This window comes from Chryseolinea soli (assembly GCF_003589925.1).
In the GTDB taxonomy this organism is placed as follows: Bacteria; Bacteroidota; Bacteroidia; order Cytophagales; family Cyclobacteriaceae; genus Chryseolinea; species Chryseolinea soli.
Genome location: NZ_CP032382.1, coordinates 7,928,736 through 7,943,497, shown reverse-complemented (window position 1 = coordinate 7,943,497; position 14,762 = coordinate 7,928,736). Strand labels below are relative to the sequence as shown.

Here is a 14,762-nt window from a genome sequence, read left to right as displayed (position 1 = left end):
GCAAACCCCGTAAACCAACCACCATCCTAAACCCCCTGAAACCCCCATGCACGTGCACCGCTATACGGGAATAACCGGAAGAAAAATCAAATTGTTGCTGATCCTGCTTTTTGCCGGCTTTGCCGCCTTGGCCGAGACCGTCGGCAAGGTCGAATCGCTGGATGAATATTTGCACCGCCTCGAACAGCAACACCATGTGAGCTTCGTCTATGACGGGTCGGAGATCAATCGCTCGCTGAAGATCGAAACGACCGACGCCACATCCCTTGAAGCTTGCCTCAACCTGCTTCGGGCCATCGACATCACCTATAAGATCGTGGGCGACCAGGTGATCCTCCAGAAGGCAAAACGTCCTCCCGTGATCATCACCGGCGAAGTGACCGAGCTGGTGGATGGAAAAAGCTCGCCGATGGTGGGAGTGTCCATTGTAGAGAAGGGCACCAACAACGGCACCATGACCGACAGTAAGGGCGCCTACCGCGTGCTGGTGAAAGACCACGCCACGCTGGTGTTCTCGATGGTGGGTTACAAAACACAAGAGATCATCGTCGGCGAGGAGACCACGCTCAACGTGGTGCTGACCGAAGACGTGAGTGTGTTCAACGAAGTGGTGGTGACCGGCTACCAGGATGTAGACAAGAAATTGTTTACAGGATCGACGATCAACCTGAAAGGTTCCGACGTGAAACAAGACGGCATCACGGACGTGAGCCGCATGTTGGCCGGGCGCGCCGCGGGCGTTTCGGTACAAAACGTGTCGGGCACCTTTGGCACGGCACCCAAGATCAGGATTCGCGGCGCTACGTCCATCACAGGCGACAACAAACCACTGTGGGTAGTCGACGGTGTGGTACTGGAAGACGTGGTGAACATTTCCAACGAACAACTTTCCACCGGCGACACCAAGACGCTGATCGGATCATCGGTTGCCGGTCTCAATGCCGACGACATCGAGAGCTTCCAGATCTTGAAAGATGCCTCGGCCACGGCGCAGTATGGCGCGCGGGCCATGAACGGTGTGATCGTGATCACCACCAAGAAAGGACGCGTGGGCAAACCGTTGATCTCCTACACGGCCAACTTTTCAACCTACCGCAAGCCTTCCTACAACACCTTCAACATCATGAACTCCGCCGACCAGATGTCGCTCTACGATGAACTGGATCGCAAAGGATGGGAAACGTTTGGCAACAGCAAGCGCTCTCCCAACGGCGGCGTGTATGTGAAGATGTATGACCTCATCGATCAATACGATAAAACCAGCGGCGCTTTCGGATTGCGAAACACGCCGGAGGCACGGGCTGCATTTTTGCAAGGCTATGCCCGGCGCAACACGGATTGGTTCGACGTGCTCTTCCGCAATTCATTCATGCAAGAGCACTCCCTGGGGATCTCCTCCGGTACCGAGAAGTCGCAGCTTTATTTTTCCGGCAGCTATCTGCAGGATGACGGCTGGACGATTGCCGATCGCGTGAAACGCTTCACGGGCAATGCGCGGGCCAATTTCAACATCACCGACAAGCTCGCCATCGGCCTCATCACCCAGGGCGCCATCCGCGTGCAGCGCGCTCCCGGAACTGTGAGCCGCCGCAGCAACCCGGTGGAAGGAAAATACGATCGCGATTTCGACATCAACCCGTTCAGCTATGCCATCAACACCAGCCGGACCCTGACGCCGTATGACGACCAGGGGAACCTGGAATTCTTCAAACGGAATTTTGCGCCCTTCAACATCATTCACGAACTGGAGAACAACACGCTCGATCTCACCATGATCGACCTGAAGCTGCAGGGTGATGTGTCGTATAAGATCCGTCCCAACCTCAAGTATGCTTTCCTCGGCGCCGTGCGCTATGCGAAGACGAACCAGGAGCACAAGGTCTACGAACATTCCAACATGGCCGAAGCGTTTCGCGCCGACGGCGATGCCACCATCCGCCAGAACAACAAGTTCCTCTATCGCAACCCCGACGACCCGGAAGCCGAGCCGGTGGTCGTCCTGCCCTATGGGGGTTTCTACAACACCACCGACGACTACCTGGTGAGCTACAACCTGCGCAACACGCTGGAGTGGAACAAGACGTTCAACGACACGCACATCGTGCGGGTGTTTGGCTCGCAGGAGCTGCGGTATGCCGATCGTCAGAATAAATTCTTTTATGGTTATGGCTACCAGTTCGACAAAGGCGGCGTGCCCTATGTAGACCCCAACATCATCAAGCAGGTGGTGGAAGGCAACTTCGATTTCTATGGCATGGGCATGACCTACGACCGTTTTTTGGCGGGCATGGTGAACGCTACGTATTCGTATCGCACGAAATATAACCTGAACGGCACGCTTCGCTACGATGGTTCCAACCGCCTGGGCAAGTCGCGCGATGCACGGTGGCTGCCCACGTGGAATGTGAGCGGTTCATGGAATGTGGACGCCGAAAATTTCATGGCCTCGCAAAGCATCATCAACCGCCTCACGCTTCGCGCCACGTATGGGTTAACAGCCAGCATGGGTAATGCCACCAACTCCAGTCTAGTGCTGAGCACTAACAAAGCTACACGCCCTTATTTGCCCGAAATCGAATCGGTGATCAACATCCAGGACCTGGAGAACCGCGAGCTGACCTGGGAGAAGCAATACGAAACCAACATCGGGTTCGACGCCGCCTTCTTGCGTGAGCGTGTGACATTGACGGTAGACTGGTATCACCGCGATGGTTTTGATCTCATCAGCCCGCTGCGCACGTCCGCGATCGGGGGCCAGTTTGTCAAATCCGCGAACTATGCCGACATGACGTCGCGGGGGATTGAAGTTACTTTAGGGGGGACGTTGTATCAGGGAGATCACAGCGGCTGGAAGGTGCAGCTCACCTTTGCGCACAACCGGAACCGTGTGACCAACCTCAAGAGTACGCCCACCATCTGGGAACTGGTGTCGTCCGACGGGGGACCGAAAGAAGGATACCCCTACCGGGGTCTGTTCTCCGTCGACTTTCAGGGGTTGAACGCTGAGAACGGATCGCCCTACTTCATCAACGAAAAAGGTGAAACCAGCAACAACGTCTATTTACAAAGCGACATCACAAAGTATTTGAAATATGAAGGCCCGGTAGATCCCACCATCACCGGTGGACTCTATAACTCCTTCCGCTATCGCAACATCACGTTGTCGGCTTTGATCACCTACAGTGCCGGGAACAAGATCAGGTTGACGCCGGCATTCAGCAGCAGCTATACCGACCTGGACGCCACGCCCAAAGAATTCCTGAACCGGTGGATGACCAGCGGCGACGAGAAATTCACCAACGTGCCCTCCATTCTGGACTTGCGCACGCTGGGCAGCCTCGATGGCGTGAACCCCTATGCGGTCTACAACTATTCGGATGTGCGCATTGCCGACGGAGGTTTTGTGCGCTTGAAGCAAGTTTCGCTTTCCTACCTCTTGCCCGAAAGCTGGACCAGCCGCCTCGGTGCAACGAATTTGTCGGTAAGCCTCATTGCCAACAACCCGATGCTGCTCTACGCCGACAAAAGATTGAAAGGTCAGGATCCGGAATTTTTCAACTCGGGTGGCGTGGCGACACCCATCCCACAACAGTATACCCTTTCACTGAAAGCAGGATTTTAAAACATGGAACGGACGAAAATGAAAATACGATTACTTACAGGTTTGACGCTGGTGCTCCTCACGGCTACACGCTGCAGCGACTACCTCGAACACCTTCCCGACCAACGCGCGGAACTGAACACGCCCGAAAAGGTGGCCGAGCTCCTGGCATCAGCCTATCCGCGGGCCAACTACATCACCTTCCTGGAAGCGCTTTCCGACAACGCCGAAGACAAAGCGCTCACCACCTCGGAGCTCATCAACAGCGCACCGTGGCAATTCAACGATGTGCCAAGCCGCAATGAAGACACGCCCGACTTCTATTGGCAGGCCGCTTATGCGGCCATCGCTGCGTCGAACCAGGCGCTGGAAACCATCAACAGCGCAAGCGATCAGACACAATACAGAGCCTCGAAAGGAGAGGCGTTGGTGACACGGGCGTATGCCCATTTTATGTTGGTCACGCTCTTCTCCCGTGTATACAATCCCGTGACGGCCGCCACCGATCCAGGCATTCCCTATGTGACCGAACCCGAGAAGGTGGTGACGCAAAAATATGAGCGCAAGACGGTGGCCTACGTATACGAACAGATCGAGAAAGATCTGGAGGAAGGGATTCCTTTGCTGGACAACGAATCGTATAAGGAAGGCGCCGGTCGTTATCATTTCACCACCACGGCAGCGCATGGATTTGCCACACGGTTCTACCTGTTCAAAATGGATTACACCAAAGTGGTGGAGCACGCCAACCTGGCGTTTCCCTCGGGCAACATCTTGCCGAGCTTGCGACCAATCAACTCCGAAGCCTACCGCGCCATGGAACCTTTGGTGAAGTTGGCGGAATACACCAAAGCCGATAAGCCCTCGAACTTGTTGCTGGTGGAAGCGCCGTCGCTGTGGGCACGGAGCCTGCGTGGCTATCGCTACGGCTTCAACTTCAACCTGCTGAGTAAAGTGGTGTGGAATCAGAACGTGACCAGCGGACTGTGGGGCTACATGTTCTATGGCAACGAGGCCTCGCTGTTCACACCCAAATTCAGAGAGCATTTTGTGAAGATGGATCCGAACGCCGAGATCGGCACGCCCTATAACATGATCCCGCTCCTCACGGCCGAAGAAGTGTTGTTCAATCGCGCCGAAGCCAATGCACGCCTGGGCAACTACGATGCCACGCTAAAAGATCTCAATGACTTTGCCAGCACCCGCATCATCGTGAACGACACCGATGAGCCATACTACGACCCCGCCCGGCACACCGTGACGCGCGCCCGCGTGCTGCGGTTTTACAACACCACCGACATTGAAGCGGCCCTCATTGCTACCGTGCTCGACTTCAAACGGGTGGAGTTCCTCTTCGAGGGGCAGCGCTGGTTCGACATCATCCGTCATCGCCTGCAGGTAGTGCATGTGCCCTACAGCCGCGACAATATTTTGACTTTGGGGCCGAACGACCCGCGCCGGGTGTTGCAGATCCCGCAAGAGGCACAGTCGTCGGGAATAGAATTGAATCCACGCTAATTGAAACGCTATGAACGCTCGTAATACATTTCGCACCACCCTCTTCGCCATCGCCGCCATGACGCTCGCGTCGTCGTGCAGCGATCCCGAAGAAGATCTCGACATCTCGTTTCTGGACGTTGATACGGAAACCAATGCGATCGACCGGTGGATCGTCCAAAACTATACCGATCCCTACAACATCGCCGTCAGCTACAAATGGGTTCCCTTCGAATTGGCCACCGACAAAGTGCTGGTGCCGGTGAAGGAAGAGAAGGTGATCCCCGTGATGACGCTGGTGAAGCAGACCTGGATTGAGCCCTATGTGCAGGAGGCTGGTGGGGACTTCATGAAGATCAATGCACCAAAGCAATTTGTCCTGGTGGGAAGCCCGCAGTACAACAACGACGGCACCATGGTGTTGGGGGAGGCGGAGTCGGGTCGCAAGGTGACCCTGTTTGTGATCAATGATTTTGTGAATACGGACGTGCCGGCGGTGAAGCAGATGTTGCACACCATTCACCACGAATTTGCCCACATCCTGCACCAGTCAAAACTTTATCCGAGAAATTTCAAGCAAATCACCCCCTCGGGCTACACGGCCACCTGGTATAACACGGTGAATGAAGATGCGTGGAACCTCGGGTTCATCACGCCCTATGCCCGGGCGAGCTCCGACGAAGATTTTGTGGAGATGATCTCGACGATGTTGGTCGAGGGCCACGACGGCTATGAGGCGATCCTGAGCAAAGCGTCGGCCAATGGCAAAGCGCTGCTGCGTCAGAAGGAAGCGATCGTGGTAGCTTATTTCAAAGAAACCTGGAACATCGATTTTTATCAATTGCAGCAGACGACGGGGAAAGCCATTGTTGCGGCAACAAAATGATGGCGCGGAAATGAAAAACGTGACTAACGGAGAACTATGCGTATGAAAAATATTTTTATCTATATCGTCGCCCTCATCGCCATCGCGGCCTGCCAGCACGAAGATGATCCGTTGCTGATGGGACGCCCGGAAGAACGGATGGAGCAAATACTGAAAGACTATCGTCAGCAATTGGTAGACGCGCCTTCGGGCTGGAAAGGCTATTTGTTTCCAGGTTCGGGTGGAGGCTACAGCTTCTACATGACCTTCAGCAGCGAAGGCCGCGTAACCATGCTGGCCGACATCAATGCCGACTGCCAGGTGAAACCATTTGAAAGCTCGTTTCGCATGGAAGCGGTGCAGCGGCCGTCACTGTTCTTCGACACCTATTCTTATCTGCATATTCTTTCCGATCCCGATCCCGACACCGTGGGTGGAGCACAAGGGCATGGCCTGAATTCCGATTTTGAATTTGCGTTCGAATCCACACAAGGCGACACGATCAAACTGAAAGGGAACCAACACGGATCGCCACTCTTGCTCATCAAGGCAACGGCCGCCGAAAGTGAAGCACTGAGACGGGGCGACCTTAACGTGTTGCAAAAAGGCATTGTGGGTTACAAAGATAAAAGTCCCTTCACCTATTTGCAGTCGCGCGACGGCAAACGCATCAACACCAGCTTCAACCTGGATACAAAAACATTTTCGCTCTCGTTCAAACAAGCCGACTCGCTCAACATCCAGACCACACCGTTTGCCTACACCACCAACGGGATCTTTTTGCAAAAACAAGTCACGTACAAGGACGTGACCTTCCACGAGGTGTTTTATGATGCAAGCCAGAAGTTTTACGTGATGGTGGACGGCGAGCGCATCAACCTCGTGCCTTCTGCCGATCCGATCTTGCCGCTGCACCTTTTGCTGGGCATCGATTTCACTACGGTGTCCGTTCCATTCGAACCGCTGCCGGGATGGTCGCCCTTGTACACGAATGCGCGACTAACGATCCACAATTCATTGCTGGCAAAAGGGGTGGGGCTCAGCAACATCGAGCTGGCCTTCAATCCCAAAAATAAGACCCTGACCCTCGACGTGTTCATGCGCGCCGTGGGCGATGGAGGATATTACCTCGGGCGATATCAATATGCCTACACCAAATCGGCAGATGGCGTGTTCAAGTTCACCCGCTATGAGGAGCCGACGGGCAATGCAAAGTTTATTGAAGAGGACATGGCCCCGTTTTTATACTACTTCAACAGCTCGCGGTTCCGCATGGAGTATCTGAAGACCGCCGACGGCTTCGTGGCGCAATTGAAATGTGTGGAGAGCCCTTCGTTTTACTTCTCTGGAAATTTTGGTTCAGCATTTTAAGCTTTGAAAATGAAACACACGCGATCACTATACGCCCAAGTCCTGCACCTGGCCATCGTCATGGCCGGCATCCTCTTCGTGACGGCTTGCAGCCAGCAGGACGACCTCGTCATTCCCGTCGAACCCTCCTATGCCGACCCGCAAGTGAAGCTGGACGAGTTCAGGCAGAAGCTATCTTCGGCTACCGACGGCTGGCAAGGGTTGCTCACCCCCAAGAAAGGAAAGATGTTCACGCTCTTCTTCACGCTGGACAACGCGGGACAAGTCTCCATGCTGGCCGACGCCGACACCGTAGCCGCCAAAACGTTTTCGCGAAGCAAATATCGTGTGGAGATCACGCAACGCGTCAACGCCAGCGTGTTGTTTGCTGAAGGATCCAACCTCGAAAGGATCCCGTCCAGCGTGGATAAAGAATATGCCTATCAATACAGTTTGGGCGACACGCTGTTCTTGTTGGGAAGTCAGTATGGTGATGTGTTGAAATTGATAAAGGCCACCGCTGGCGAGCGGCAAGCCTACGAATCGCGCCAACTGAAAAATTCCATGCAGCAGATCGCAAAATATCTTTCGACCCTGCGCTACTTGTCTTTTCAGCCGGAGCCGGGCAAGATCATACAGTTTTCCCTGAACCCCCTGGCACGGAGCGTCTACAATACGTATCTCGAACAACGCGCAAAATTTTTTGGAAGCGATTATTCTTATTCCCCCCATGGCATTGTGCTGAAAACCAGTCCCAACATCGGCGGCTATGTGCCTACGGAGATTTTGTGGGATGCCGCGAAAGGAAGTTTGTATACGAACTATAAAGGCCAGCGCATGGAGCTGCAATCCTCGACGCTTCCGGCGATACCCCTGCATTATTTGTTGGGCGATGAATATTCTCCCGGCACCGTAGTTCCCTCTCCCTACGCGCAACGAATGCCGGGTTGGTCGCCCAAGTTTCAAACCCAATGGCTGATAGACGACAACGCGCTGATGAAGCAGTTGAATCTTGCCTTGTACTACATGCTCCTCGATTTGCATGTGAAAGAGAACACGATGGACCTCTACATCTACTACGTGACCCCGGAGAGTGAGTTTGTGCGGGGTAAGTTTCCCTATACCTTCTCCAAGACGGACGATGGCATCTACACCTTCACACCGCTGGCGATCGAAACGGGGACGGAGGAGGGCGATAACGCAGCCCGCGTGAAAGATCATCTGCCCAACATTCTGGGCGCCATAAATCAGAACCGGTTCCACATTGAATTCTACGATGCCTATGCCGAGTTGGGCGGACTTATTCCGCAGTATCTGAGTGTGGACGATACAGACATTTATTTTACCGGATTTTTTTATTAAAAAAAACGAAAGCAGAAACCTAAACCAAAAAATGAATATCAATGAAAACAACATGGCAATTCTTTAGTGGAGCAGTGATGAAGCACGCGCACTGGCTGGGTCTATTGGTCATTACCTCCAGTCTGTTGGTGCTGGCCCTCGTGCTCACCAGCTGCGGAAGCGATGACGACCCGGAAACCGCCGGCATCGATCCCAAAACATTCATCGTAAAAACCTGGAAGCTCAGTGGCGGCGGAACCATCGAGAAAGATGGAACGGACGTAAGCGCTGACTACTCGGGTCTGGAACTCACCTTTGTTTCGGCCGGAACCTATACCTCAAAAAATGGCGGACTCCTGTTTCGCTCGTCGGGCACCTGGCGATGGAAATCTACGGACGCCACGGTGTTATTGCTGGACGGCGAGTTAGAGGTTAATGTGAAAGAGATCACAGCGACGAATTTTCATTCGCAATTCAACCTCAGCGAAGACTACGCTGCCGGCGGGCGGAGCAAAGGGGTGATAGGCCCTTATGAAGTAACCTTGAAAGGGGCCAACTGACGCGTCATAAAATCATCTTTTACCGAACGAAAAATTATCCTATGAAAACAATTTTACTCCTCAGGAATGTATTGACGGTCATCTTCGCGACGGCGCTCTCATCGGGCGCCTGGGCTCAATTTTGGGAAAAGACCGAAGGCCCCTTTGGTGGATCGATCACCGCGGCATTGGTGACGACCGATGGCACCTACTTCGGTGGATCGGGAACCGGCAATGTTTACCGCAAGCTTGCGGGCAGCGACAAATGGGAGATCGTGTTCGCCGTAACCGCCGGATCCATTTTGGATTTGCATGAATATAACGGAACCGTTTATGTGAGCTACGCCGGAGAGGAAGAAGGCACACTCTCCGTCAGCAAAGACGGCGGCACCAAATGGGAGCGCGAAGACAACGGGTTGCCCGGTATGGTGCGCGACATGACCGTGAACGACAACGGCGACCTCTTTGCGGCAACCACCGAAGGTATTTATAAAAGGACGCTTGGCAAAGGAGGTTCCATCAACTGGGAGCTTCGGACGATTCCCACGGACTTTGGCTCGTACATTTTTTCAATTTGCAACGACCACAAAGGCACACTCTTCGCCGGCGCCGGCCGCGGCTTGTTTCGCTCCGACGACGATGGAGAAACCTGGACCTTGTCGGCCTTTTATGAAACGGCCAATGCCATCATGAGCCTGGCCGTAAACGAGAACGGCGACGTATATGCCGGCACCGGCGACACCGGCCTGCAAGTGAACTACGCCGGCGACGGTGAACCCAACACCTGGGTACCGGTGGCCGCCGACTTGATGGGCACCACGCAAATCAGAAGAGTGGACATTCTGAAAGGCAAAGAAATTTTTGTGAGCGTCACGTTTTCGGGCAGCTATTATTCCAGCGATGGAGAGAACTTCAATAGCCTCAACACACGTGACAGCCGCGCGGGCTCTTACTATGATCCGGCCACCGATAAACTGGTCGTGGGCACGGATGAAGGCTTTTGGACAGCACCTTATATCACGGATAATTTTCAGTTTGTGCAGATCGGTGTGCCCCTCAATGTTAACCGTTTGTTTTCGTATCAGTCGAAACTCATCGCCATGGTCGACAACAACAAGATCTATTCATCGGGCGACCAGGGCAAAACCTGGACCTATGATTTTGGAAACGGCGAAGGCGTGGTGACCAGCTATGCCGAAAAAGACAACCTCGACATGTTCGTAGGCTGCAAGGGGGGACTTGCCGGAACGCCCTGGGTGAATGCACACATCTTCATCGAATACCTCGGCGAACGCGATTGGTGGAATATAGGCTTCCCCAGAAAAGTGCGCAACATCTCCGACATCCTCGTAACATCGAAAGACTCTGTTTACGTGGGCACGAACGACGGCTTGTATCTGATCGACACGAAGTTTTACGAAGCCTCCCAACGCTCGATCATCGGTGAAGGTGTGTCCATTCTGTATCTCAAAGAGGACAAAGACGGAAATATTTATGCCGGCACCAACCAAGGCGTTTATATTTCATCCGACGATGGCCTGCATTGGCAAACGCACGTGCTGGAAGACAAGGAGATCACCGACCTCATGATCCGCGATGGACATCTCTACGCCGCGACGATCGATGGCCTGTTCTACCTGGAAACCCCGGAAGCGGCACCACAGCAAATTGCCGTCGGTGGGAAAGGCTCGGAATTCACGGGCGTGGCCACCGACGACCTCGGCCATTTATATGCCGTGAGTCCCTCGGGAGTATTCTACGCTGAAAATGAAAGCGCTGCATGGGAACCCGAAATTTCGGACATCGAGAATCATGAGTACAAAAGACTCGTGGTGATCGACAACCTGACCTATCTCTCCACCAATGTGGGCATCTACAAACACGCCTATGCAGCGTATGCCGCGATCGACCTCTCAAATGTGGGCACATTCACCTACAATGGAGCACCCCGTGCGGCCACAGCAACAACGACACCTGCAGGATTGCCGGTGACGCTCCTCTATGATGGACAAGAAACACCTCCCGTGGAGGGCGGCAACTACCAGGTGACGGCCATCGTGAGCGACCCCGGTTATACCGGTCGTAAGAAAGCAAGGATCGTAATCGAGAAAGCCGAAGCGCCCATCGCGCTGACCGGTTTAGGCACACACTATTATAGCGGCAATCCATTTTCCGTGACGGCCGTTACCACGCCGGCGGGACTGCCCGTCACCATCACCTACAACGACGGCGCTGATGTTCCGACGGAGATTGGCGAATACTATGTGATCGCCACGATCGAGCACAGATCCTACAAAGGGCAGGCTTCGGGTGATCTGCTCATCCAGGATCCCATCATGAGCACCGAAGACCCGCTCAACAAATTCCTGTCGGTCTATCCCGTGCCCGCTCGCGAACAGTTGACCATCGAAAGTCAAGGCAGCCCGATCCGCTCCATCCTGGTGACCGACATCATGGGGAAACGATTGAGCGAAATCACATTTAACACGCCGGTGGCCCGCCACGTTCTCGATACCCGCCAGCTCAGCGCCGGCCTGTTGCTGTTCAGGATCACGACGGATAAGAACGAAAAAATTATTAAACGCGGGGAAATTATCCGGTAAAGACACTGCGCTAAATCGATAATGGTAGCCGTAGCGAAGCGACAATTGTTGTAGCGACAATATTGAAAACAAGACAGGCAAGCTGTATAGTACCCACGTTGGGTGAAGGTTAAGGCTTGACTTGTCTTTGTTTTCAGTGTAGAAAGATTTCCTGAAAATGAATCGTATGAAAAATAATTATGAAGGCGCGTCTAACTGGATCGCCAAAGGCCCGTTAAAAAGTTCAATTCTATGAAGCATTGGCGTTTCGGATGATTCGTTAGTGTAAACTTTTTCGGTGCACCATGGGACGGGAGCGGATACTAACGAAATACACGGATGAGCAACTGCTGGAGGGCATCCGAAGGGCAGACCATGACGTTTTCACAACGCTCTATTCGAACATGTTTCAAGGCCTGTCGCTCGCGGCACTGAAGTTTGTGAAAGACACCGCCATCGCCGAAGAAATTGTTCAGGATGTTTTTCTAAAACTGTGGGAAGCGCCGGAACAAATCGACAACATCACTTTTCTCAAAGCCTATCTCTACCGTTCGGTCATCAACCAGTCCATCAATTACGTGAACCGTCAGAAAAATATTGCCCAACATCACGCGCGCATGGCGGAGGACATCACCGACAAGTACATCGAGAACCTCAGTGAGGATCACGCGTTGCTGGAAATTCTGCACCATGAAATCGAGCGCCTGCCCGAACAGTGTCGCAAAGTTTTTAAGATGAGCCGGTTTCAGAACCTCAAATACCGCGAGATCGCGGAGCAACTTCAGATTGCCGAAAAAACCGTAGAGAACCACATCGTGAACGCCCTGAAAATTCTCCGCGCCAGGTTGCTGGAGAGGGACGAAAACTTTAAAGAATTCCTGGGCCGCTAACCAGCTTCCCTGTATTTCGATTTTTTTGAAACGTAAGAGTTGTGCTGAAGCTCTCGCATTGCCGCAAGGGAAACGCAGCACTGTTCACCGCTTTAAGAGTCTTTGATTGATCAGGTTCGCCACGCCGTCGCGGTAATTGCGACTGATCGGCAGCGATTTTGTCCCCACCATGAGATCGTTGCCTTCCACAGATTCTATTTTGGAACGGTTTACCAGAAACGACTGATGTATTTTAATAAAATCGGAGGCAGGCAGCTGACTTTCGAGGCTCTTCATGGTGAGATAGGCAATGATCTTTTTGCGGTCGGTATAGATCGTCAGATAATTTCCCAACACTTCGGCATACAGGATCTCGCTCAGCTCGACTTTCTCAATGCGTTTGTCACTTTTAATAAAAATGTAAGACGGCGGAGGTGCGCTGCCTGACTGCGTCTTCATTTCATAGAAGTCCTTTGCCTTTTGCACGGCTTTCAAAAAACGATGCAAGGCAAATGGCTTTAAAAGATAATCGATGATGTCGAGCTCATATCCGTCAAGTGCATATTGAGGGAACGCCGTGGTCAGTATGACCATCGACTCAATATGAACCCGCTTCAGCATTTGCAAACCCGACACTTTAGGCATCTCGATATCCAAAAAAATAACATCCGGCTGACGGCTCTTCAAAAACTCCTCTGCCTTCATCGCACTCTCAAATTTCCCCAGCAAATCCAGAAAAGGAACCTGCTCCGTAAACTCCTCGAGGATCTTTCTGGCCACCGGCTCATCGTCGACGATGATACAACTGAGTTTTTTCATAGCATAAGCATTAACTGCACCCGGTAAATATTATTCTCCTTTCGGATATCCAGTTGATAACGGTCCTTATACAACAACTCCAGCCGCCGCGTAGCATTCGTAAGCCCAATCCCTCCCTGCGAAGATTCCCCTTCATCAAAAGTATTCTCACAAACAAAATAAATTTTTCCCCGCCCAACTCCTGGCTCCTGGCTCCCGGCTCCTGGCTCCTGATGCTTCGCTCCCGGCTCTTGTTTCAACGAGATGACGATCCGGTTAATAGCCTTATCATCCCGCGACACATATTTAAAAGCATTTTCAACAAAAGCCATGAAGATCAACGGCGCAACCTTCACACTTCCGTCCGAATAATGAATGTCCAGCGTAACCTCCATGTTATCGTTGCTACGCGCCTTTTGCAGGGCCACATAGTTCCGGAGGTGTTTGATCTCCTTTTCTATCGAGATCATATCGACATCCGCTTCATACAAATTGTATCGCAGGAGATCAGAAAATTGCACGAGCATATTTCTGGCCAGGCTGTTGCCCATATCGATGGAACCATAAACGGTGTTGAGGCCATTGAAGAGGAAGTGGGGATTGATCTGCGAACGCAGGTATTTCAATTCCGTTTGCAATTGATTGATATGACTATTTTTCATCTGCTCCTGCTGCTCCGCCCACTTCTGTGTCACATAGAGCATGGAGGTAATGACGGTGCAGCACATCCCGTATACGAAGTTGGCCCAAAACCCGGAGCTGGTCTCGATCACCCGGTCATGAAAAACCGTCTCGTGGATGAACGTGTTGTAGTGGCTCATGGAAAATGTGTACAGAAAGATCAGCCCGATCAGTGCCGACGCATACGCGCCAAAGAATTTTTTCTCCAGCAGCTTGGGAATTAAAAATGAACTGTTGACCAGGATGAGAAGCCCAAAAAGAAAAAGATGGATCAGGACCGTAAACAAATAGGAAAAACAATCGAGCACAGTCCCACCGGCATAAATCGGTTTCTCGAATATTAGCGCGCCGACGTAGGCGCCGCAAAACAGTAAATATGCGGTGCGTTTTTTTGCGAACATTTCTTTTTCCTACCCTAAAGATATTCCATTGCACGGATAACCGGAAATCGTCCTTTTGGTGTAAAACCGGATTCCTAACGATTTGGTATGGATATCCTGTAAAAGACGCATTCCGTCATAAAAATTTGAATGGCGATCCCTGTAAATTCTCCATCTTCCCCGGGTAAAGCACTCGGGATCTCGGAAAATGGGTCTTTACGGATGTCACGGGATTGCCGCCGGTTTTGTAGAATATACG

General features: G+C 52.5%; 10 protein-coding genes. 8 read left to right on the top strand and 2 right to left on the bottom strand.

The genetic code is table 11. The annotated features are described in order from the left end of the window. Positions 1-46: 46 nt before the first annotated feature. From D4L85_RS32960 to D4L85_RS32925, 8 genes are all read left to right on the top strand, one after another. The gene (locus tag D4L85_RS32960) at positions 47-3,622 is read left to right on the top strand and encodes a SusC/RagA family TonB-linked outer membrane protein (protein ID WP_119758352.1); all 3,576 of its coding nucleotides are present in this window, start codon (positions 47-49) and stop codon (positions 3,620-3,622) included. An 18-nt stretch (positions 3,623-3,640) separates the two neighbouring features. Next, a complete protein-coding gene (locus D4L85_RS32955) occupies positions 3,641-5,119 on the top strand; it encodes a RagB/SusD family nutrient uptake outer membrane protein (protein ID WP_119759041.1) in 1,479 nt (492 codons plus the stop codon). 10 nt (positions 5,120-5,129) lie between these two features. Next, positions 5,130-5,984: a zinc-binding metallopeptidase gene (locus tag D4L85_RS32950; protein WP_119758351.1), complete on the top strand. Its 855-nt coding sequence runs from the start codon at positions 5,130-5,132 to the stop codon at positions 5,982-5,984. 42 nt (positions 5,985-6,026) lie between these two features. After that, positions 6,027-7,334, top strand: a complete 1,308-nt coding sequence (locus tag D4L85_RS32945) for a DUF4302 domain-containing protein (RefSeq protein WP_160144158.1) — start codon at positions 6,027-6,029, stop codon at positions 7,332-7,334. A 9-nt stretch (positions 7,335-7,343) separates the two neighbouring features. Next, positions 7,344-8,675, top strand: a complete 1,332-nt coding sequence (locus D4L85_RS32940; protein WP_119758349.1) for a DUF4302 domain-containing protein — start codon at positions 7,344-7,346, stop codon at positions 8,673-8,675. 41 nt (positions 8,676-8,716) lie between these two features. Continuing rightward, the gene (locus D4L85_RS32935) at positions 8,717-9,214 is read left to right on the top strand and encodes a hypothetical protein (protein ID WP_160144157.1); all 498 of its coding nucleotides are present in this window, start codon (positions 8,717-8,719) and stop codon (positions 9,212-9,214) included. Between the two features lie 41 nt (positions 9,215-9,255). Beyond that, positions 9,256-11,796, top strand: coding sequence for an MBG domain-containing protein (locus tag D4L85_RS32930; protein ID WP_119758347.1), 2,541 nt, complete (start codon positions 9,256-9,258; stop codon positions 11,794-11,796). A 284-nt stretch (positions 11,797-12,080) separates the two neighbouring features. Continuing rightward, complete coding sequence (locus D4L85_RS32925) at positions 12,081-12,665, top strand: RNA polymerase sigma-70 factor (RefSeq protein ID WP_119758346.1); 585 nt, start codon at positions 12,081-12,083, stop codon at positions 12,663-12,665. Between the two features lie 84 nt (positions 12,666-12,749). Here D4L85_RS32925 and D4L85_RS32920 read toward each other — a convergent pair whose 3' ends face one another. Continuing rightward, a complete protein-coding gene (locus D4L85_RS32920) occupies positions 12,750-13,463 on the bottom strand; it encodes a LytR/AlgR family response regulator transcription factor (protein ID WP_119758345.1) in 714 nt (237 codons plus the stop codon). Next, positions 13,460-14,524, bottom strand: coding sequence for a sensor histidine kinase (locus D4L85_RS32915; protein ID WP_119758344.1), 1,065 nt, complete (start codon positions 14,522-14,524; stop codon positions 13,460-13,462). Before D4L85_RS32915 ends, D4L85_RS32920 begins: the two co-directional genes overlap by 4 nt. Positions 14,525-14,762 lie beyond the last annotated feature (238 nt).

What these genes read in the sequence shown, in the direction of transcription:
- D4L85_RS32960 (WP_119758352.1), top strand. Translation starts at nt 47, where the DNA reads ATGCACGTGCACCGCTATACGGGAATAACCGGAAGAAAAATCAAATTG.
- D4L85_RS32955 (WP_119759041.1), top strand. Translation starts at nt 3,641, where the DNA reads ATGAAAATACGATTACTTACAGGTTTGACGCTGGTGCTCCTCACGGCT.
- D4L85_RS32950 (WP_119758351.1), top strand. Translation starts at nt 5,130, where the DNA reads ATGAACGCTCGTAATACATTTCGCACCACCCTCTTCGCCATCGCCGCC.
- D4L85_RS32945 (WP_160144158.1), top strand. Translation starts at nt 6,027, where the DNA reads ATGAAAAATATTTTTATCTATATCGTCGCCCTCATCGCCATCGCGGCC.
- D4L85_RS32940 (WP_119758349.1), top strand. Translation starts at nt 7,344, where the DNA reads ATGAAACACACGCGATCACTATACGCCCAAGTCCTGCACCTGGCCATC.
- D4L85_RS32935 (WP_160144157.1), top strand. Translation starts at nt 8,717, where the DNA reads ATGAAAACAACATGGCAATTCTTTAGTGGAGCAGTGATGAAGCACGCG.
- D4L85_RS32930 (WP_119758347.1), top strand. Translation starts at nt 9,256, where the DNA reads ATGAAAACAATTTTACTCCTCAGGAATGTATTGACGGTCATCTTCGCG.
- D4L85_RS32925 (WP_119758346.1), top strand. Translation starts at nt 12,081, where the DNA reads ATGGGACGGGAGCGGATACTAACGAAATACACGGATGAGCAACTGCTG.
- D4L85_RS32920 (WP_119758345.1), bottom strand. Translation starts at nt 13,463, where the DNA reads ATGAAAAAACTCAGTTGTATCATCGTCGACGATGAGCCGGTGGCCAGA.
- D4L85_RS32915 (WP_119758344.1), bottom strand. Translation starts at nt 14,524, where the DNA reads ATGTTCGCAAAAAAACGCACCGCATATTTACTGTTTTGCGGCGCCTAC.